The 18,666-nt window shown below is 73.7% G+C and carries 18 protein-coding genes; 10 read left to right on the forward strand and 8 right to left on the reverse strand.

Annotation, left to right across the window (positions count from 1 at the left end):
• Positions 1-138 precede the first annotated feature (138 nt).
• Positions 139-1,332, forward strand: coding sequence for an epoxide hydrolase family protein (locus tag ACFWYM_RS38370; protein ID WP_384848005.1), 1,194 nt, complete (start codon positions 139-141; stop codon positions 1,330-1,332).
• A 45-nt stretch (positions 1,333-1,377) separates the two neighbouring features.
• Here ACFWYM_RS38370 and ACFWYM_RS38375 read toward each other — a convergent pair whose 3' ends face one another.
• Both ACFWYM_RS38375 and ACFWYM_RS38380 read right to left on the reverse strand, forming a co-directional pair.
• On the reverse strand, positions 1,378-2,028 hold the full coding sequence (locus tag ACFWYM_RS38375) for a TetR/AcrR family transcriptional regulator (protein WP_384848008.1): 651 nt from the start codon (positions 2,026-2,028) through the stop codon (positions 1,378-1,380).
• A 48-nt stretch (positions 2,029-2,076) separates the two neighbouring features.
• Positions 2,077-3,012: an alpha/beta fold hydrolase gene (locus tag ACFWYM_RS38380; protein ID WP_384848011.1), complete on the reverse strand. Its 936-nt coding sequence runs from the start codon at positions 3,010-3,012 to the stop codon at positions 2,077-2,079.
• Between the two features lie 139 nt (positions 3,013-3,151).
• Here ACFWYM_RS38380 and ACFWYM_RS38385 point away from each other — a divergent pair, with 139 nt between their 5' ends.
• From ACFWYM_RS38385 to ACFWYM_RS38405, 5 genes are all read left to right on the forward strand, one after another.
• Positions 3,152-3,790 carry an HAD family hydrolase gene (locus ACFWYM_RS38385; RefSeq protein ID WP_384848014.1) on the forward strand — a complete coding sequence of 213 codons (639 nt, stop codon included), beginning with the start codon at positions 3,152-3,154 and terminating at the stop codon, positions 3,788-3,790.
• Between the two features lie 49 nt (positions 3,791-3,839).
• Positions 3,840-5,066: an acyl-CoA dehydrogenase family protein gene (locus tag ACFWYM_RS38390; protein WP_384848017.1), complete on the forward strand. Its 1,227-nt coding sequence runs from the start codon at positions 3,840-3,842 to the stop codon at positions 5,064-5,066.
• Positions 5,066-5,863, forward strand: a complete 798-nt coding sequence (locus ACFWYM_RS38395; protein ID WP_384848019.1) for an SDR family oxidoreductase — start codon at positions 5,066-5,068, stop codon at positions 5,861-5,863. Before ACFWYM_RS38390 ends, ACFWYM_RS38395 begins: the two co-directional genes overlap by 1 nt.
• Before the next feature lie 228 nt (positions 5,864-6,091).
• Entirely contained in the window at positions 6,092-7,414 is a 1,323-nt protein-coding gene (locus ACFWYM_RS38400; RefSeq protein WP_384848022.1) for a cytochrome P450, read from the forward strand.
• Positions 7,415-7,452: 38 nt separating this feature from the next.
• Positions 7,453-7,836, forward strand: a complete 384-nt coding sequence (locus ACFWYM_RS38405) for an ArsR/SmtB family transcription factor (RefSeq protein WP_384848025.1) — start codon at positions 7,453-7,455, stop codon at positions 7,834-7,836.
• Here ACFWYM_RS38405 and ACFWYM_RS38410 read toward each other — a convergent pair.
• Entirely contained in the window at positions 7,823-8,794 is a 972-nt protein-coding gene (locus ACFWYM_RS38410) for an NAD-dependent epimerase/dehydratase family protein (RefSeq protein WP_384848028.1), read from the reverse strand. The genes ACFWYM_RS38405 and ACFWYM_RS38410 overlap by 14 nt on opposite strands.
• A gap of 148 nt (positions 8,795-8,942) precedes the next feature.
• Between ACFWYM_RS38410 and ACFWYM_RS38415 the strand changes: the two genes are divergently transcribed.
• Complete coding sequence (locus ACFWYM_RS38415) at positions 8,943-9,656, forward strand: TetR/AcrR family transcriptional regulator (protein ID WP_384848031.1); 714 nt, start codon at positions 8,943-8,945, stop codon at positions 9,654-9,656.
• 37 nt (positions 9,657-9,693) lie between these two features.
• Here the strand turns inward: ACFWYM_RS38415 and ACFWYM_RS38420 are convergent, their stop codons facing one another.
• Positions 9,694-10,371: a TIGR00266 family protein gene (locus ACFWYM_RS38420; RefSeq protein ID WP_384848034.1), complete on the reverse strand. Its 678-nt coding sequence runs from the start codon at positions 10,369-10,371 to the stop codon at positions 9,694-9,696.
• Between the two features lie 100 nt (positions 10,372-10,471).
• Complete coding sequence (locus tag ACFWYM_RS38425; RefSeq protein ID WP_384848037.1) at positions 10,472-11,236, reverse strand: GNAT family N-acetyltransferase; 765 nt, start codon at positions 11,234-11,236, stop codon at positions 10,472-10,474.
• Positions 11,237-11,394: 158 nt separating this feature from the next.
• On the opposite strand from ACFWYM_RS38425, the gene ACFWYM_RS38430 reads away from it, so the two are divergent.
• Together ACFWYM_RS38430 and ACFWYM_RS38435 are read left to right on the forward strand one after the other, a co-directional pair.
• Complete coding sequence (locus tag ACFWYM_RS38430; RefSeq protein WP_384848040.1) at positions 11,395-14,160, forward strand: glycosyl hydrolase family 65 protein; 2,766 nt, start codon at positions 11,395-11,397, stop codon at positions 14,158-14,160.
• Between the two features lie 169 nt (positions 14,161-14,329).
• Positions 14,330-15,385: an alpha/beta hydrolase family esterase gene (locus tag ACFWYM_RS38435; RefSeq protein WP_384848043.1), complete on the forward strand. Its 1,056-nt coding sequence runs from the start codon at positions 14,330-14,332 to the stop codon at positions 15,383-15,385.
• 40 nt (positions 15,386-15,425) lie between these two features.
• Here the strand turns inward: ACFWYM_RS38435 and ACFWYM_RS38440 are convergent, their stop codons facing one another.
• Positions 15,426-16,331: a LysR family transcriptional regulator gene (locus ACFWYM_RS38440; protein ID WP_384848046.1), complete on the reverse strand. Its 906-nt coding sequence runs from the start codon at positions 16,329-16,331 to the stop codon at positions 15,426-15,428.
• Positions 16,332-16,473: 142 nt separating this feature from the next.
• On the opposite strand from ACFWYM_RS38440, the gene ACFWYM_RS38445 reads away from it, so the two are divergent.
• Entirely contained in the window at positions 16,474-16,977 is a 504-nt protein-coding gene (locus tag ACFWYM_RS38445; protein WP_384848049.1) for a cupin domain-containing protein, read from the forward strand.
• Positions 16,978-17,035: 58 nt separating this feature from the next.
• Here ACFWYM_RS38445 and ACFWYM_RS38450 read toward each other — a convergent pair whose 3' ends face one another.
• Positions 17,036-17,611 (reverse strand): hypothetical protein, encoded by a 576-nt coding sequence (locus tag ACFWYM_RS38450; RefSeq protein ID WP_384848052.1) that lies wholly within the window; start codon positions 17,609-17,611, stop codon positions 17,036-17,038.
• Positions 17,612-17,756: 145 nt separating this feature from the next.
• Positions 17,757-18,632 carry a cupin domain-containing protein gene (locus ACFWYM_RS38455; protein WP_384848055.1) on the reverse strand — a complete coding sequence of 292 codons (876 nt, stop codon included), beginning with the start codon at positions 18,630-18,632 and terminating at the stop codon, positions 17,757-17,759.
• Positions 18,633-18,666 lie beyond the last annotated feature (34 nt).

Raw genomic sequence — 18,666 nt, forward strand, 5'->3', positions numbered from 1 at the left:
TCACGCACCCCATCGCACACCCGGTCACGCGCCCATCACGCACCCGGGCCACGCGCCCGACCGCGCACCCGCCACGCACGCACCACGCGGCGGAAACCCGGGTGCCGCCCCCGGACCCCGTCCATACCATGACCCGCCATGACCACCCCCGCACACCCGTCCATCACCCCCTTCCGCGTCGACATCCCCCAGGACGACCTCGACGACCTCCACGCCCGCCTCGACCGGACCCGCTGGCCCGACGAACTGCCGGGCGTGGGCTGGGCGTACGGCATCCCGCGCGACTACCTGAGGGAGCTCGCGGACCACTGGCGGCACACCTACGACTGGCGGGCCGCGGAGGCCGGGCTGAACGAGTGGCCGCAGTTCACCACCACGATCGACGGCGCGCACCTGCACTTCGCGCACCTCCGCTCCCCGGAGCCGGACGCGGTCCCGCTGCTCATGACGCACGGCTGGCCCGGCTCCATCGTGGAGTTCATGGACGTCGCGGGACCGCTCACCGACCCCCGGGCCCACGGCGGCGACCCCGCCCACGCCTTCCACCTGGTGCTGCCGAGCATCCCGGGCTTCGGCCTGTCCGGGCCCACCCGCGAGACCGGCTGGGAGTTCATGCGGGTCGCGGCCGCGTTCGCCGAGCTGATGGAGCGCCTCGGCTATGAGCGATACGGGGTGCAGGGCGGCGACTGGGGCGCCGCCGTCTCCCGGGAGCTCGGCCGGACCCGGCCCGACCGCGTCATCGGCGTCCACCTGAACCTGCTGCCGAACTCGGGCGCCACCCACGAGCCCACCGCCGAGGAGCTCGCCGCGCTCGGCCCCGAGGAGCGCGCGCGGACGCTGGCCTCCTGGCACCGCTTCCGCGACTGGACCCGCGACCGGCAGGGCTACGCCGACCTCCAGTCCACCCGGCCGCAGACCCTCGCCTACGCCCTCACCGACTCACCCGTCGGCCAACTCGCCTGGATCGCCGAGAAGTTCAAGGAGTGGACCGACGCGACGGACCGCCCCGAGGACGCCGTCGACCGCGACCTGCTGCTCACCAACGTGGTGCTGTACTGGCTGACCGGCACGGCGGGCTCGTCCGCGCGCATCTACTACGAGCGGGCCCACTCCGGCCACTGGGGCACGTCCCCCGAGCCGTCGACGACGCCCACCGCGCTCGCCGACTTCCCCCGCGACAACTTCATCCCGCTGCGCCACATCGCCGAGCGGACGAACAACATCGTGCAGTGGACCTCGTACGACCGTGGCGGCCACTTCGCGGCGATGGAGCAGCCGGAGCTGCTGGTCGACGACATCAGGCGGTTCTTCTTCGGGACACCGGCCCGTTGACCCTTCAGGACACCGGCCCGTCGGCCCTGCGGGACTCCGGCTCCTTCAGGACTCCGGCCCGGTGATCTGGAGGCCGTTCTCCCAGATCGTGTTGAGCGTCGTGACGAGCTTCTCGAAGGGGATGCGCTGGCCGAGCACGAACACCAGGTAGGCCATGCGGCTCACCATCACCGACAGGGCGTGCGCGGTGATCAGCGGGTCGAGGCTCGCGTCGGCCTGCCCGTTCTCCTGGAGCGTGCGGATCAGCTTCGCGTTGCGGCGCGCGAACGCGTTGCCGCGCTCTATGCGCAGCGCCTTGAACTGCTCGTCCACCTGGGCGACTTGCTCGAACAGCGCCATCAGGCGGGCGTTCTTCTTGTACGCGCGCAGATACTCGCGGTTCGCCGCGTCGATGAGCCGGCGCGGGTCGGTGATCCCGGTGCGCTCGCGCACGTGCGGGTGGAGCATCTCCTCCTGCACCTGCTCGACGAGCGCCTGGAAGATCTCCTCCTTGCTGTTGAAGTACGTGTAGAAGGAGCCGGACGCGACGTGCGCGGCCTGGGAGATGTCCGTGATCCGGGCGTCGAGATAGCCGTCGCGCTCGAAGACCTCGCGGGCGGCGGCGACCAGCGCGTTGCGGGTCCTGACGCCGCGCGCGCTGCGGGGCGTGATCGGTTGCTTCTGGCCGCCCTCGGCGGCCGGGGCGTGGGCAGCCACTGCGGTCCTTCGTTCTCTCGGTTCTCTCGTCGGAGGCGGGGGATGCTATCAGCCGAGGCCGGCGAGGAACTCGAGGAGCGCGGCGTTCACGTCCCCGGGCCGCTGCTGCTGGACCCAGTGCCCGGCCCCGTCCACGACGACGCGGCCGCGCAGACCGGTGAGGACTTCTTCCAGCTTGTCGTCGGGCATGAACCGGGCGACCGGGTCCTCGGAGCCGGTCAGGAACAGTGACGGGCAGTCGATGGTCCGGTCGGCCAGCTGCGGCGTCAGCTCCCAGGTGCGGTCCAGGTTCCGGTAGTAGTTGAGGCCGCCGGTGAAGCCCGTCGTCTCGAACACGTCGATGTAATGGGCGAGTTCGGCCTCGCTCATCCAGTGCGGCGGTGCCAACTCCTCGTCCGCGCGCCCGGCCCAGGCGGCCGACCAGATCTCGCGGGCCACCAGCGTCCTGCGCACGTTCCGCGCGAGCGCACGGTCGGCGACGCCCGGCTCCTGGAACCACACCATGTAGAAGTCGTCGCCGAGCCGCTCCCGCAGCACCGGCAGCGGCGCCACCGGCGAACGAGGCCGCACCGGCACGCTCAGGCCCGCCACGGCCCGCACCCGGCCCGGGCGCAGCCACGCCATGTGCCACACCACGTTCGCGCCCCAGTCGTGCCCCACGAACACCGCGTCGTCCGCGCCCACATCGTCCAGGAGCCCGGCCAGATCGGCGCACAGGGCCGGCATGTCGTACGCGTCGACGGCCTCGGGGCGTGAACTGCCGCCGTAGCCCCGCATGTCGGGGGCGAGCACACGGTACCCGGCGTCGGCGAGCGCCCCGATCTGGTGCCGCCACGAGAAGGCCAGTTCGGGGAAGCCGTGGCAGAGCACGACCACGGGGCCGTCCTGCGGGCCGTGCTCGAAGACGCGCAGGGTGATGCCGTTGGTGGTCACGTCCCGTGCCGCCACCTGGTCCCAGGCGGCCGCCGGCGCATCCGTGCTCATGGGTGGACCCCTCCCGCTGAACTTGACGTTGGATTCGACTTCTCGACTATACGGGCGACGATCCTGCCGCTCCAGCATTGAACCTGAAACCGGATTCAAGTACGTTCCGGGTACGAGCTACGAGCCAAGGGGTGGGCGGATGACCGGGAGCCGCGGGCGCACGGCGGTCCTCTTCGACTTCGGCGGCGTTCTGACCACCAGCGTGGTCACCGCCTTCGCAGAGCTCAGCACAGACCTGTGCGGCGACCCGCGGCTGCTGCTCGGGCTGTTGTCGAAGGACAAGGAGAGCAGTGCGCTGCTGGTGGCGCACGAGGAAGGGCGCATCGGGGAGCGGGAGTTCGAGGACGGCTTCGCCGCCCGGCTGCGGGCGCACGGCGTACCGGCGGTCGGCGAAGGACTGGTCGGGCGGCTGCAGTCCCGGCTCGCGCCCGACCCGGACACGGTCGCGCTCGTGGGCCGGCTGCGCGCCGCGGGACACCCCGTCGGCCTGCTCTCCAACTCCCTCGGCGACGACTGCTACGCGGGCTTCGACCTGCCCGCCCTGTTCGACGCCGTGACCGTCTCCCGGGACATCGGCGTCCGCAAGCCCTCGCGCCGCGCCTACGCCCTGGCCTGCGAACGCCTGGGCGTGCCGCCCGAGGAGACCGTCATGGTGGACGACCTGGAACAGAACATCACGGCGGCGGCACGCATCGGCCTCGCCGGAGTCGTCCACCGCTCCGCCGCCGCGACGGCCGAGCGGCTGCACGAGCTGCTCACCCCCACGACCGCGCGCTGAACCCGAGCCGCGGGCCCCGCGCCCGCGGCACCCGACCGCTGGAGGATCCGTGTTCGACCTGTCCGACCGGGCCAAGGAGTACCAGGACAAGCTGTGCGCGTTCATGGACGCGCACATCTACCCCGCCGAGGCCGTCTACGAGGCGCAGATGACCGAGTCGGGCGACCCGCACTTCCACCCGCCGGTCCTGGAGGAGCTCAAGACCGAGGCGAAGAAGCAGGGCCTGTGGAACCTCTTCCATCCGCACCCGGAGTGGGGCCCCGGGCTCACCAACCTCGAGTACGCGCCGCTCGCCGAGATCATGGGCCGCAGCGCCCACCTCGCCCCCGAGGCCACCAACTGCAACGCCCCCGACACCGGCAACATGGAGGTCCTCACGCTCTTCGGCACCGAGGAGCACAAGGAGAAGTGGCTGAAGCCGCTGCTCGCCGGTGAGATCGCCTCCGCGTTCGCGATGACCGAACCCGCCGTCGCCAGCTCCGACGCCCGCAACATCGAGATGCGCATGGTCCGCGACGGCGACGAGTACGTCCTCAACGGCCGCAAGTGGTGGACCTCCAACGCCCTGCACAAGAACTGCAAGGTCCTCATCGTCATGGGCAAGACCGACCCGGACGGGCCGAGCCACCGCCAGCAGAGCATGATGGTCGTCCCCCTCGACACCCCGGGCGTCACCGTCCTGCGCGGCCTGCCCGTCTTCGGCTACCAGGACCGCGAAGGCCACGCCGAGGTGCTCTTCGAGGACGTACGGGTCCCGCGCACGGCCCTCCTCGCGGGCGAGGGCGACGGGTTCATGATCAGCCAGGCGCGGCTCGGGCCCGGCCGCATCCACCACTGCATGCGCACCATCGGCATGGCCGAGCGCGCCCTGGACCTGATGATCGACCGGGCCCGGTCGCGCACCACGTTCGGCGCCCCGCTCGCCGACCGCGCCAACATCCAGGACTGGATCGCGGAGGCCCGCATCGAGATCGACATGGCGCGCCTGCTCACGCTCAAGGCCGCGTACCTGATGGACACCGTCGGCAACAAGGAGGCCCGCACCGAGATCGCCGCGATCAAGGTCGCCGCACCCGAGGCCGCCCTGAAGGTCATCGACCGGGCCATCCAGGTGCACGGCGGCGCGGGCGTCTCCGACGACTTCCCGCTCGCCAGCATGTACGCGCACCTGCGTACGCTGCGTCTTGCCGACGGCCCGGACGAGGTGCACAAGCGCACCATCGCGCTGCGCGAGCTGCGCCGCCGCGAGGCCCGACAAGGAGAGCGAGGACAGTGATGACACCGACCGGGAGCCCGGAAGCGGCTGGAAACCCGGGCCCCGCGGGGAGCCTCGAAGGGAAGGTCGCGCTGGTCACCGGCGCCTCCCGGGGCATCGGCCTCGCGGCCGCCGCCGCGCTCCGCGACCAGGGCGCGCGCGTCGTCATCACCTCGCGCAGCGAGGAGCGGGCGAAGGAGGCCGCGGCCGAACTCGGCGGCGCCATCGAGGGGTTCGGCGCCCACGCCACCGACGAGGCGGCCGCCCGCGCCTGCGTCGAGCACACCGTGGCCACGTACGGACGCCTCGACGTCCTCGTCAACAACGCCGGGACGAACCCCGCGTACGGCCCCGTCATCGACCAGGACCACGCGCGCTTCACCAAGACCATGGACGTCAACCTGTGGGCGCCGATCCTGTGGACGTCGCTCGCGGTCCGGGCGTGGATGGGCGAGCACGGCGGCTCCGTCGTCAACACCGCCTCGATCGGCGGCTATTCGGTCGCCGCCGACGTCGGCGTCTACCACGTGTCCAAGGCCGCGCTCATCCACCTCACCAAGCAGCTCGCCCTCGAACTCGCCCCGGCGGTACGGGTCAACGCCATCGCCCCCGGCGTCGTCCGCACCCGCCTCGCCGAGGCCCTGTGGCAGGGCGAGCGCGAGACGAAGGTGGCGGCCGCGACTCCGCTGGGCCGCATCGGGGAGCCCGAGGACATCGGCGCCGCGGTCGCGTTCCTCGCGGGCGACGCGGCGCGCTGGATCACGGGGGAGACGCTGGTGGTCGACGGCGGACAGCTGCTGGGCCCGGGCGCCGTGTGACCGGACCGCCTTCCTGGCGGTGATGTGCCCGAGGGCGCCGGCTGCCCTTCGGCGAGCAGGGGCAGCGCGGCCCGCAGCCGGGCATGGGTGGGCCGGCGGTCGAAGGGCTGCCCCCGAACTGTCCGACGGTGCGCGGTAGTCACAGCGGCGCGGCCGCCTGGCAAGGTGGGGCCGAGACGAACACGGGCCCGGCCGCACCGGGCCGGCGGCGACGAGGAGGAGGCACCCATGCACATCCCCGGCCCCGACCCCCGGCCGGACGGCGGCGCGGGCGCCGTCGCCGCGGCGGGCGGACTGCACCAGTACCAGTTGAGCCTGCACGCCGAGTACGGACCCGTCGTACGCTTCCAGCTCCCCGGAGCGGAGACGGCCGTGTCCGTCGCCGACCCCGAGCTCCTCGAAGCCACCGCGCACCTCGACGAACGCCCGCAGAAGCTCTTCGAGTTCCTGTCCCCGCTGTGCGAGGCGGGCAACCTCCAGGTGCTCCCTGCCGACGAACACGCCCCGTGGCGGCGCCTGTTGCTCTCGGTCCTGGCCGGACGCCCCTCCCACGAGCGGCACTTCGCGGAGTTCGCCGCGCTCACCCAGGAGCTCGCGGACCGCTGGGCCGAGCGCGGTTGCCAGGAGCCCGTGGCGCTGCAGAAGGACCTCACCGCGCTGTCCCTGCGCATGATCTGCGCGTACGCGCTCGGCGGCGCGGCCCCCGAACCGGACGCCGTCGTGGCCGCGTTCGAGGAAATCCTCACCGCCTACCTCGGGCGCCTCTACGAAGTGCCGCCCCCGGATCCGGGCGAGGAACCCCCCGAGCGGGCTCAGGAGGCCCTGCGCTTTCTGCGCGCGACCGTCGACGACGTGATCGCCGCCCACCGGTCCGACGGCCGCACCGACCGAAGCGATCTGATCGGGGCGCTCGTCGAGGCCGGTGAGAGCCCCGCCCGCATCCGTGACACCGTCATGGTGACGCTGCTTGCGGCCCATCACACCACCGGCGTCGCCGTCTCCTGGACGCTGCACCTGCTGGGCCGCCACCCCGAGGCGGCCGAGCGCGTCGCCGCCGAACTGGACGACGTCCTCGGTGACCGCGCCGCCCCCGACTTCGCGGACCTGCGCCGCCTGCCGTATCTCGACATGGTCCTCAAGGAGTCGCTGCGCCTGTACCCGCCCGGCCCCTACGGCGCCCGCGAGACCACGGAGGCGATGAAGCTCGGCGACTACGAGATCCCGGCCGGGGCGACCGTCTTCTATCCGTTCTGGGCGGTCCACCTGAACCCGGCGTACTGGCCGGACCCGGAGAGGTTCGACCCCGAGCGGTTCACCCCGGAGGCGACGGCTGAGCGGCCGAGGCTGGCCCACATCCCGTACGGGATCGGGCCGCGCAGCTGCGAGGGCGCCGCGCTCGCGACGGTCGAGGCCCAACTCGTCCTCGCCGTCCTGCTGAAGCGCTTCCGCTTCCGGCCGGTGCCGGGCCACGAGGTGAGGCCGATCGAACGGTTCGTGCTGTGGGCCGAGGACGACATCCGCATGACGCCGCTACTTCGACCGCTATCGTAGTAGGAACGTTCATCCGTCCCCGCTCCGAGGAGTCCGCCGTGGCCCGTCCCCGCAGTGCGCCGCGCACCGTGGCGCACCCCGAGCCGGAGGAGTTCTCGCTGCAGCGGGTCCTGGAGGCGCTCACCGATCCGGTACGCAGGGCGGTGGTGGCCCGACTGGCCCGTGCCGAGGCCGATGTGAGCTGCGGGTCCTTCGATGTGCCGGTGTCGGCGTCCACCGCCACGCACCACTTCAACACCCTGCGCGAGGCGGGCGTCATCCGGCAGTACTACGTCGGCACCACCAAGATGAACGCGCTGCGCCTGGACGACATGGAGGCCCGCTTTCCCGGTCTGCTGCGGGCCCTCGTCGACGCCGAGGAGGCGGAGGCGGAGGCCGGCGTGCGGGCGGCCGGGCGGGTGGCCGGGCTCAGCCGCGGCTGAGCAGGTCCCGGTACCACTCGATCGTCATGTCGAGGGTCTCGCCCAGCGGCGTGGGCCGGGCGCCGAAGGTCTCCTCGAAGGCGGAGGAGTCCATGACCTGCGGCTCCAGGTGCTGGTAGAAGAGCTCGGCGTACGAGTCGATGAAGACCTGGTCGAAGGGCCCGAAGGGGCGCGGCTCGGCGAGGACGACCGTCTTCAGGGGCCGCCCGACCCGGTCCTCGATCATCTGCAGGACCTCGCGCGTGGTGACGGCGGGGGCGGTCGGCAGGTGCCAGACGCGGCCGTCGCCCGCCGGGTTCTCGCCGAGCGTCGCGAGCCCGGCCGCCACGTCACGGATGCTGGTGTAGCTGTGCGGCAGGTCGATGTCGCCGAGCGCCATGACCTCCCCGCCGGTCAGGGCGCCGGGGAAAGTGGCGCCGCCCAGCGTCGAGCTGAGCACGCCGGGCCCCACGAAGTCGGCCGAGCGGCCCAGGGCGACGCGGGCCCGGCCCTCGCGGTGGGCGGCCAGGTAGATCTCGTCGAGCCGGGCGCGCATCAGGCCCTTGCGTGAGGTGGCCCGCCACGGGGTCTCCTCCGTCATGACCTCGCCGTGCGTCTCCCCGTACGGGTAGAGCGTGTCGAGCACGACGAGCCGCGCGCCCGTGGCCTGGACGGCGCCGAGAACGGCCGTCTGTATCGAGGGCATGACCTCGATCTGGAGGTGGTACGCGACGTTCACACAGTGGTGGACGACCGCGGCGCCCTCGATGGCCGCCAGGGCACCGACGAGCGTGCCGACGTCGCCCCGGTGCCGCTCCACCCCTTCGATCTCGGGGCCGGTGGCGGACCGGTCGACCAGCCGGACGGGGTGGCCGCGGTGGGCGAGTTCGGTGGCGAGTGCGGTGCCGGCGGGGCCGGCGCCCAGGACGACGTGGAGGTCGGTGCGGAGGTTCGTGCGGGGGTCGGAGTGGGTGGTCATGGGAAGCTCCCTCGCGATGTGGACTAGCAACTGTTATAGACTGTAACTCTCGCAATTAGTGATCGCAATAGGGAGTTCCTGTACGGTCGATCGTGTACGGAGCCGCAGCGCAAGCAGCGGCGCAGGAGGACAGGGAAGGGGAAGGGCAATGGCCGACGCGACATCGAGCCCCCGGGCCCGCTACCGGGAGCGGACCCGCGGGGAGATCAAGGCGATCGCGCTCCGGCAGCTGGCCGAGGGCGGCGCGCCCGCCGTGGCGCTCACGCGCATCGCGAAGGAGGTCGGACTCTCGGGCCCCGCCCTCTACCGCTACTTCGCCAGCCGGGACGATCTGCTCAACTCCCTGATCAGGGACGCCTACGACGAGGCCGCGCGGGCCACGGAGGGGATCGCCGCCGACCTTCCCGCCAGCCCCCGCGCGGCCCTGCACGCGCTCGCCGACGCCTACCTCGACTGGGCGGCGGAGGAGCCGCACCGCTATCTGCTGATCCAGGGCAGCCCGCTCCCCGGCTACCAGGCCCCGCCCGACACCCTGGCCCGCGCCCGAGCGGTCCTCGGCCCCTTCGTGAAGGTCTTCGCGACGGGCCGGCCCACGGCGTCCGTGCGGCCGGTGGTGGCCGAGACGGAGACCTGGGTGCGCGACGACGAGGCCGCCGCCGACTGGCTGCGGGAGTACGCGGGGCTCACCGCCACCGACCCCCGTGCGGGCGCGGCCCTGGCCGGGACCCTGCTCAGCTGGTCACAGCTCCACGGGACGGTGAGCCTGGAGGTGTCGGGCCAGTACGCGGGCATGGGACACCGGGCCAGGACGCTGGTGACGGCTCAGATGGACGTGCTGGCGGACTCCTTCGCGCTGGAGTAGCGGGGCCCGCGCGCGAGCCCCGCGAGGGGGCGGTGGCTCAGCCCCGGCTGAACGGCAGCTTTGCCGTGAGCCAGGTGACCAGGGCGCCGGGGTTGCGGCTCTGGGTCCACAGGCGGCCGGGGCCGGTGAACTCGAAGACGAGGCCCTCGCCGGACTTGAGCGTCTGCATCAGGCCGCGCGTCACCTTCCGGGTCGTGTACGAGACGCCGTCGTCGAACGCGACCAGGTGGCCGGAGTCCAGGACCAGCTGCTCGCCGGGCGCCAACTCGACCTGGTCCAGGGCCCCGTAGCACGCGGCGACCACCTGGCCGCGGCCCTCGGCACGGACCAGGAAGCCGCCCTCGCCGCCGGTCAGGTTCTTGAAGCCGCCCCACTTCGTGTCGAGGTCGACGCCCTCCGACGAGCAGAGCCACGCGCCGCGCGCCAGGTTCATGCCGCCGTCGACCTCGACGCCGGTCACATCGCCGGGCAGCTGCGCGGCGACATCGACCCAGCCGCCCTCGGCGCCCGCCGTGAACCGCGTGACGAACAGCGACTCACCGCCCAGGACGCTGCGCTTGAGGCCCTTGATGAGACCGCCCTCGGCCTTCGCCTCGACGGAGATCCCCGCGGAGTGGGCCATCATCGCCCCGGACTCGGCGCGGACGGTCTCACCGGCCGCCAGGTGCGCCCGGGCCACCGCGAACGAGGGGTTGTGCCGTACGTCGATCTTCATGGGTGCCTTCTCGAGCCGGAGCGGTCAACAGCACGTCCACGCTAGAAGCGGCCCCTGCGTGCCGGCGTCCGCCGAAAGTCTGCGGCGCCATCACCTTCGGCTATGCCGGGCAGCCGGTGGCGGGGCCGCCGGTCCGGGGCCGGCCGATCTCCCGGCCGCCGATCCGGGGGCCGCCGGACAGCGACGCCTCGAGCCCCGCCCGTACCTCCGCCCACTCCGCGTCGAGGATCGAGTACGCGGCGCTGTCCCGCACCGCCCCGTCGTACCCGGCGGCCGCCGCGCGCAGCACCCCGTCCAGGCGGGCGCCGAGCGCGGCGATGGCCCGGCGGGAGCGCTCGTTGCGGGCGTCCGTGCGGAACCGCACCCGGTGCACCCGCCACCGCTCGAACGCGACCGTCAGCATCAGCAGCTTCGCCTCCCGGTTGATCCCGGTCCGCTGTGCCCCCAGGGCGAGCCAGGTGGCGCCGATCTCGACGGCGTCGGGCTCGGCCGCGGGGCGCCGCCGGTACCGCTCCTGCCAGCGCCAGTACTCGAAGTCGCAGAACCGGGTCGAGCCGACCACCCGCCCCGTGTGCCGGTCCACCGTCGCGTACGGCACCGTCTCGGGCACTCCGCCCGGGCTCGTGCGGAGCGCCCGCGCGACATACGCCGCCGCCTCGGCCTCGTCGGCGGGGACATCGGTGAGCGCGTACCGCTCCCGCCCCTCGCGGGCCGCCGCGACGAGGCCCGGTATGTGGGCGACGGTCAGAGGCTCCAGCCGCACCCGTCGCCCCTCCAGCGGACCTGTCGCGTAGAACGTCTCGCCGGATTCCTGGCCGGACTCCTCGCCGGACCCCGCCGCCGACGTCTCGAAAGAGCCGTGCACCCCGTCTCACCCCGTATTTCACGTCGTCCCCTGATCAGGGCGCCATGCTCGGACGCGGGCCCGCCGTGCGGCAAGCCGATTCCACGGACCGGACAGTCCAAGTCCGGAGTCGGTTCGTCCATGTACCGGGACGCGGGCCGGGGCCCACCCTGCTCCGTATGGTCGGATTCCCTGTGCGTACGCGCGGACGACGGGCACGACGCGCCCGGGTCGTCGGCGCGGCGGCCCTCCTCGCGGCCCTGGCCGCCATCGCCGTCACCGCTGCGGTGACCGCCCCTGCCACCGCCAACTCCCGTACCACGCACCCCTCCACGGACGGCCGGGCCAAGGGCTCCTCCGCCTGGCGGCTCAGCACCGACGCATACCGCCCGGCCGACTACCGCTCCCAGCCCTACGTCGGCAACGGCTACCTCGCCCAGCGGCTCCCCGCGACCGGCACCGGCTACCAGGGCGACCTCGGCGACACCGGGTGGCCCCTGTACGCACCCCGGTACGCGGGGGCCTTCGCCGCCGGGTTCTACCACCGGGACGGGGGCCTGGAGTACCTCGCGGCCCTGCCGACCTGGTCGACGCTCGAACTCGGTGTCGGTGGAGCTCAGTTGCGGCCCGGCGCTGCGGCCAGTGAGATCTCCGGGTACCGGCAGACCGTGGACCTGCGCCGCGCCACCGTCACCACGGCCCTGACCTGGACGCCCACGCCCGGCCGCGCCACCCGCGTGGCGTTCGACGTGCTCAGCCACCGCCCGACGGCGGGCCTGGGGCTCGTACGCGCGCGGATCACGCCCTCGTGGTCGGGCAGCCTCGACGTCACCTCGCTGCTCGACGGGCGGGGCGCCCGCCGCACCGACGCCGTGTCGCGCGGCACCGACCTCGCGACGGACACCAGCCGGGTCACCGTCCAAGCCGCCGGTACGAAGGGGAAGTTGACGCAGTCGGCCACGCTCGTTCCCGGGCGGGGCACCGTGTTCGCCGCGCGTGCGGCCGTCGCGCCGGAGGACGAGCCGCGCACGGCGGGGGAGCGGGTCGCGATCCCGGTCGAGGCCGGGCGCACGTACGAAGTCGTGAAGTACGTGGGGGTCGGGGAGGACGTCGGCAGTGCCGATGCCGTCAATGCGCGGGCGCGGAACGCTGGTTGGGCGGCGCTGCTGCGTTCGCATGAACGCGCCTGGCGCCAACTGTGGCGGCCCGCCCTCGCCACCCCCGGCCGCCCCGAACTCCAGACGGCCGTCAACTCATCGCTCTACTCGCTGTATTCGAGCGTCCGGGAAGGGCAGTCGTGGAGCCTCGGCCCCTCAGGGCTGAGCAGTGAGACCTACGCGGGGCAGGTGTACTGGGACGCCGACACCTGGATGTTCCCGACCCTGCTCGCGCTCCACCCGGAGCTCGCCCGCAGCGTCGTCGAGTACCGCTACCGCACCCTGGAGCAGGCCCGACACAACGCCACCGCCATCGGTGCCGAGGGCGCGGTGTGGCCGTGGACGGCCGGGCCCGGCGGGCTGTGCAGCGACGTCGGGCCCTGCGGCGGCTACCAGGACCACCTCCAGAACGAGATCGCCCTCGCCCAGTGGCAGTACTACGCCGCGACGGGCGATCGCGACTGGCTGCGCACGCGCGGCTATCCGGTCCTCAAGAGCATCGCCGAGTTCTGGACCGGGCGGGTCACGAAGGGCGACGACGGGGCCTACCACGTCAACAAGGTGCACGGCGCCGACGAGTACGCGCGCGACGTGAACGACCACGCCCTCACCAACGCGGGCGCCGTCGTCGCCCTGCGCCACGCGGCCGACGCCGCCCGCACCCTCGGCGAGGACGTGCCCGACGCATGGCGCGACGTCGCCGACCGCCTGTACGTGCCGCGCGACGCCGACGGCTCCCACCCCGAGTACGCGGGCTACGCGGGCCAGAAGATCAAGCAGGCCGACACGGTGCTCCTCACCTACCCGTACGGGTATGCCCGGGGCGCCGATGCCCAGGCCGACCTCGACCGCTACGCCCCCGTCACCGACCCCGACGGACCCGCGATGACCGACTCCGTGCACGCCGTCGTCGCGGCCCGACTGGGCGCCCCCGGCTGCCAGACCGACACCTACCTCGACCGCGCGTGGCGGCCCTTCGTCAAGGCGCCGTTCCAGCAGTTCTCGGAGGCGCGCGGCGACAAGGCGGGCGACAACGCGGGTGCCCCCGCCTTCACCTTCCTGACCGGCGCGGGCGGCTTCCTCCAGGTCTTCCCCCACGGGCTCGCGGGCCTGCGCGCCGACGACCCCGACGCGCTGCGCCTCGACCCCCTGCTCACCCCGTCCCTCGCGGACGGCGTGCGCCTGGAGAACCTCGCCTGGCAGGGGCGGCGCATCGCCGTGGGCATCGGCCCCGAGCGCACGCGCGTGAGCCTGGTCTCCGGCGCGCCGCTCACCGTCCGACTCCCGGACGGCACACACCGGTTGCGCGCGGGCGAGCCGCTCCTCACTCCCACCCGCCGCCCCGACCGCACCCCCACCGACGACCTCGCCCGCTGCCGCCCCGCCACCGCCGAGTCCGAGGCGCCCGGAGGCTACGCCCAGGCCGCCGTCGACGGCAGCAGAGCCACCGCCTGGACCCCGGAGACGTCCCAGGCCCAGGCCCAGGCCCAGGCCCAGGCGCAGGACCAGGACCAGGACCAGGACCGGGCCGCCCTGACCGTGGGGCTGCGGCGCCCCGTCCAACTCGCCCGAGCTGCCGTCGAGTTCGGCGCCGAGCGACCCACCCTCGTACGCCTTGAGGGCCTGGTGCCGGGGGAGGGATGGCGGCCGCTCGCGGAGTCCGCGCCGCCCGCCTCGGGGCCACTGACCCTGACGTTGCCGACCGGCCGGAAGGTGAGCGAGGTCCGCGTCACCGTCACGGCGGGGGCGAAGCCGCCGCAGATCAGCGAGGTGCGCCTGTACCGGTAGGGGCGCCCCGGTCCGAACGGGGGCGGGCCGGGGGCCGGGGACGTGCGGCGGGCCGGGGGCCGGGCGTGCGGCGGGCCGCCCCGTGAACGAAATGCACGCAACGGTGACCGCCGTCACACCGGGCGCCATAGTCAGCGGCACATCACCGCCGAGGCGAAGGAGCCCCGCCATGTCCGTCGGCCCCGCTGACCCAGCCGTGCCCGCTGACCCCGCCGTGCCCGCCGTGCCCGCCGAGCCTCGGCGTGGACGCCGTCTGCGCACCGCCCTGCTGGCCGTCGTGCTCGCCGGGCTGACCGGCGCGGCGGGCTCGGTGCCCGCGGGCGCCGCCCCGGCCGGGCCGAAGCCGGAGCCGGGGCGGGGATCGGCGGGCGTCGTCGTCGACCGCCCGGTGCGCACGACCGGCTGCGGCACCGCCTCCCCCTACACCCCCGGAACGTCGACGGAGGCGCACCTCAACTCCGGCGGCACCGACCGCAGTTACCTCATCCACGTGCCCGCCGACTACCACCCGCGCCGCGCCACACCCGTGGTCCTGTCCTTCCACGGCCACAAGCGCACCTCCGCCTACCAGGAGCGGCTCACCGTGATGTCCGGGCTGCCCGCCGTCGTGGTCTACCCGCAGGGCGTGACCGGCACGGACGGCGAGTCCGCGTGGCAGGGCGCGCCCTACTCGGCGCCGGTCGACGACGTGCTGTTCACGAGTGACCTGATCTCCCTGCTGCAGCGCCGACTCTGCGTCGACGCGCGGCGCGTGTACGCCACGGGCAAGTCGAACGGCGGCGGGTTCGTCGGCGTCCTCGCCTGCCGCATGCCCGGGCGCATCGCGGCGTTCGCCCCCGTCTCGGGCGCCTTCTACCCGCAGGGCGGCGCCTGCGAGCCCGCCCGCCCGGCACCGGTCATCGACTTCCACGGCACGGCGGACACGACCATCCCGTACACGGGTGTGCCCGCCAAGGGCCTGCCCCCGCTGCCGAGTTGGCTCGCGGACTGGGCCCGCCGCGACGGCTGCCGCCCCGCCCCCACGTCCCGCGACCTCGGCGACGGCGTGACCCGGCAGCGGTGGCACGGCTGCGACGGCCGGTCCGACCTGGTCCACTACCGGATGGGCGGACTCGGCCACGACTGGCCGAGCACGGTGCCGAACGAGGACTCCGACACCCCGGCGGCCCTCGACGCGACCCCGCTGATCTGGCGCTTCTTCCGGGAGCACCGGCTGGGCGCGTAGGCGCCGTTAGGCCACTCCAGCCAGTCGCCGTCAGCCGCCGTCAGTTGCCCGCCGGGGTCAGGGCGCTGTCCCGCAGGGCCGCGACGAGCCGCTCGACGGCCTGCGGGGCCGCTCCCTCCCGGCGTACGAGAAAGGCGGTCGACGGCGGCCCGTCCCAGGGCCGGAAGGCCACGCGGCGCACCGGGGGCAGCCCGCCCACCGGGTCGAAGACGGTCCATGACGGGACCCCGGCCGCCGCGTCGGCCACCAGCTCGGCGAGGGTGTCCTGCAGTGTCGTGAACGCGGGCCCCGGCAGCGGCTCGACGCCCGCCGCCAGCAGCGCGCCCGTCACCAGGTCGTGAAAGGCGGGGTTGTGGGCCCGGGGTGCGAGCCGCACCGGCAGCCCCGCCAGGTCGGCGGGCCGCACCCGGTCGAGCGCGGCCGCCGGGTGCGCGACGGGCACCGCCACGACGAGCGGGTCCTGCCAGAGGGCGTCCACCGCCAGCCCCGGGCGCGGCTGCTCCCCTCGTACGAGTGCCGCGTCCAGCTTCCCCCCGCGCACGGCCTCCAGGCGCCGTTCACGGGTGTCCTGCACGAGCCGTACGCGGAGGCCGGGAGCGCGCTCGGCGAGGTCGTCGAGCGCACGGTGGACGCGGTCGGCGAAGGCGCGGCTGCTGCCGACGCGCAGCGTCGCCTCGGCCCGCACCGAGGCGAGGTCCTCGGCGACCCGGGTGACGCGCTCGGCCGCGGCGAGCGCGGCCCGTGCCTCCGGCAGCAGCCGCCGCCCCGCCGCGGTGAGCGTCACCCGCCGCGTGCTCCGGTCGAAGAGCCGCACCCCCAACGCCCGTTCCAGTCTGGCCACTTGCTGGCCGACGGCGGCCTGCACGATGAACAGCCGCTGCGCCGCCCGCCCGAACCCGCCGTCGTCCACGACGCGCACGAAACACTCCAACTGCCGGAGCTCCACGACGTCCGATCACCTCCGGTGATGCCTGTGAACATCAACTGCTTCTTGGTCACGGGGTGTTCCCGCGGTCGACTGGTGGCTCAGCCCGATGCGCACAGAACACGCAGAGCGCACAGAACACGCAGAACATCTGGAGCACGCCATGAACACGAAGCAGTCATCACCACGCGACCGGAACGGCCGCGAGGCCGCCCTCGTCGTCCAGGGGCGCGCCGCGGAGACCGTGCCGCTCCCCGGCGGCGGCCTCTTCCAACTCCTGGAGGACAGCCGCGGGACCGGTGGCCTCCTGGGCGCCAACCGCCTGGCCCTGCCGGCCGGTGCGGACGGCACCCGCCCGCACCAGCACCGCCTGTCGACCGAACTCTTCTACGTGCTCACCGGCACGATGGAGTTCCTCCTGGACGGTACCCTGACCCCCGTCGCGGCGGGCGGACTCGTCGTCGTCCCACCCGGTACCGTGCACGCCTTCGGCGCCGCGCCCGACGCCCCGGCGGAGTTCTTCGCCGTCCTCACCCCGGGCATCGAACGCTTCGCCTACTTCCGCCAGTTGGGCCGCATCGCGCGCGGTGAGGCGGACTGGTCCACCATGGACGGCCTGCACGACACGTACGACGTGCACTTCGACGGGGCGGCCGGGTGGCGGTGACGGGGGCGTCGGTACGGTGGCGCGATGGGTGACATGTACGAGATCACGGTGGCGGTGGTCAGGGCCGTCCCGTCCGGCCCCGACACCACACCTCGATCGCCGCGAAGTCCGCGCCGGTGAGCCCCCGTCGGGCATCCACGCGCCGCAGCAGCGCGTGCCCCGGGTGGTGGGCCGCCATCCACTCCCGGTCGACGTCCCCGATCTCGTCGTCGACCCAGACGAGGTCACGCCCGCTCGCCCACTCGACGATGGCGCGGGTCTTCCAGTGCAGGCCGCTCGTGCCATCCGTGCCATCCGTGCCCTTCGGGCCATCAGGGCCGCTCGGGTCGTCCGGCCAGTCGAGCACGGGCAGTTCGGGCAGTCCCAGCCGGGGCCCCACGGCCTCGTTGGCCTCGTCGAGCCAGGTGGTCGCCCAGACCAGGTCGCAGGGGAGGGCGAGGAGCCGGGGGCCGAGGGCGGGGTCGATCCGGGAGAGGAGGGGGTTGGCGTCATCGTCGGCGGCGGCTCCCGGGCCCGACGGAGGCCCGGGGTACGTCGGGTAACCGTCCGGGAGCTCTTGCGCATTCGCCCCGAAGGGGATGAGGGGACCGTCGACATCGAGGAAGAGGAGGGGGCGCCGCGCTGAACCGATCATGGTCGCGGCCTAGGCCAGCACGATCGCCCGCCCCCGGCCCTCCAGCGGCCTTCTCCCCGAGGTGCGGGGCAGGCGCCAGTGCGTAGGGCCGCCAGCGCGGGCCGGGCGACGACGGTCACGCCGGGCCGGGAGCGCTGACGTGTCGTCATTCCTCGTACGTGATCCCGTACTTGGCCGCGATCGGGTTCAGCCGCGCCGCGTCCAGCGCCCCACCGGCACTCACCTGGGTCCGCGCCTCGATCAGATCCTCGACGAAGTACTCCCAGCCGCCGGGGGCGGAGATCTGGAGGACCTTCGGCGGGCGCGTGGAGCCGGGGCGCAGGGCGTGCGGGACGCCGTGCGGCAGCAGCACGAACTGGCCCGCGGCGGCGGCGTGCACGGTGCCGTCGAACTCCACGGTCAGCTCGCCGTCGAGCACGTAAATCGCCTCATCCGCCTGGTGGTGCACATGCCGGGGGATGGGCTGGGCCACGACCACCTCGAGGAGCGAGAAGCGGCCCTCGGTGTCGGTCGTGCGGGCCTTGACCGCGAAGGCGGGCGGCACCGGGATGCGGCCGGGGCGCGCGGCACCCGGGGTGAGCACGATGGGGCGCCCGCTCCTCGCGGTTCGCGGCGCGTCGGTGGCCGGCGCCGCTGGTGCGGCGGGTGACGAGAGCTGCAGCGCGTGCAGCGGCCCCGGCCCGTGCGGACGCAGCGCGCGGCGGGACGCCTCCCGGGGGAGCAGCGCGGTCATTCCGGCGGTGAGCCGGTGCGTGGCGCCGTCCGCGTCGAGGTCCAGCTCCCCGGCGATGACGTAGATGAACTCATCTGCGCCGTCGTGGAGTTGGAGCGGTGCGACGTCCGTGCCGTGGTGCTCGCGGTACTCGTGGTGCTCGTGGAGCGAGAAGCGGCCCTGCGTATCGGCGGTGGTCGCTTTGACTGTGCGGGAGGGTGGGAGGGAGGTCGGGAGGGGGCCGGAGTCCGGGCCCGGCCCCGGGCGGGACGCACCGGGGGCCAGCAGAATGAAGCGGTCCGTGGGCAAGAGGTATCCTTCCGGAAGCAGATACGGAAGCGGA

The sequence above is a fragment of the Streptomyces sp. NPDC059009 genome, from assembly GCF_042740175.1.
Lineage (GTDB): Bacteria > Actinomycetota > Actinomycetes > Streptomycetales > Streptomycetaceae > Streptomyces.

Excerpts from the sequence above, each read along its gene's own strand:
- ACFWYM_RS38370 (WP_384848005.1), top strand. The coding sequence starts at position 139 with ATGACCACCCCCGCACACCCGTCCATCACCCCCTTCCGCGTCGACATC.
- ACFWYM_RS38410 (WP_384848028.1), bottom strand. The coding sequence starts at position 8,794 with ATGACCACCCACTCCGACCCCCGCACGAACCTCCGCACCGACCTCCAC.
- ACFWYM_RS38395 (WP_384848019.1), top strand. The coding sequence starts at position 5,066 with ATGACACCGACCGGGAGCCCGGAAGCGGCTGGAAACCCGGGCCCCGCG.
- ACFWYM_RS38400 (WP_384848022.1), top strand. The coding sequence starts at position 6,092 with ATGCACATCCCCGGCCCCGACCCCCGGCCGGACGGCGGCGCGGGCGCC.
- ACFWYM_RS38450 (WP_384848052.1), bottom strand. The coding sequence starts at position 17,611 with ATGATCGGTTCAGCGCGGCGCCCCCTCCTCTTCCTCGATGTCGACGGT.
- ACFWYM_RS38385 (WP_384848014.1), top strand. The coding sequence starts at position 3,152 with ATGACCGGGAGCCGCGGGCGCACGGCGGTCCTCTTCGACTTCGGCGGC.
- ACFWYM_RS38435 (WP_384848043.1), top strand. The coding sequence starts at position 14,330 with ATGTCCGTCGGCCCCGCTGACCCAGCCGTGCCCGCTGACCCCGCCGTG.
- ACFWYM_RS38430 (WP_384848040.1), top strand. The coding sequence starts at position 11,395 with ATGGTCGGATTCCCTGTGCGTACGCGCGGACGACGGGCACGACGCGCC.
- ACFWYM_RS38415 (WP_384848031.1), top strand. The coding sequence starts at position 8,943 with ATGGCCGACGCGACATCGAGCCCCCGGGCCCGCTACCGGGAGCGGACC.
- ACFWYM_RS38445 (WP_384848049.1), top strand. The coding sequence starts at position 16,474 with ATGAACACGAAGCAGTCATCACCACGCGACCGGAACGGCCGCGAGGCC.
- ACFWYM_RS38380 (WP_384848011.1), bottom strand. The coding sequence starts at position 3,012 with ATGAGCACGGATGCGCCGGCGGCCGCCTGGGACCAGGTGGCGGCACGG.
- ACFWYM_RS38420 (WP_384848034.1), bottom strand. The coding sequence starts at position 10,371 with ATGAAGATCGACGTACGGCACAACCCCTCGTTCGCGGTGGCCCGGGCG.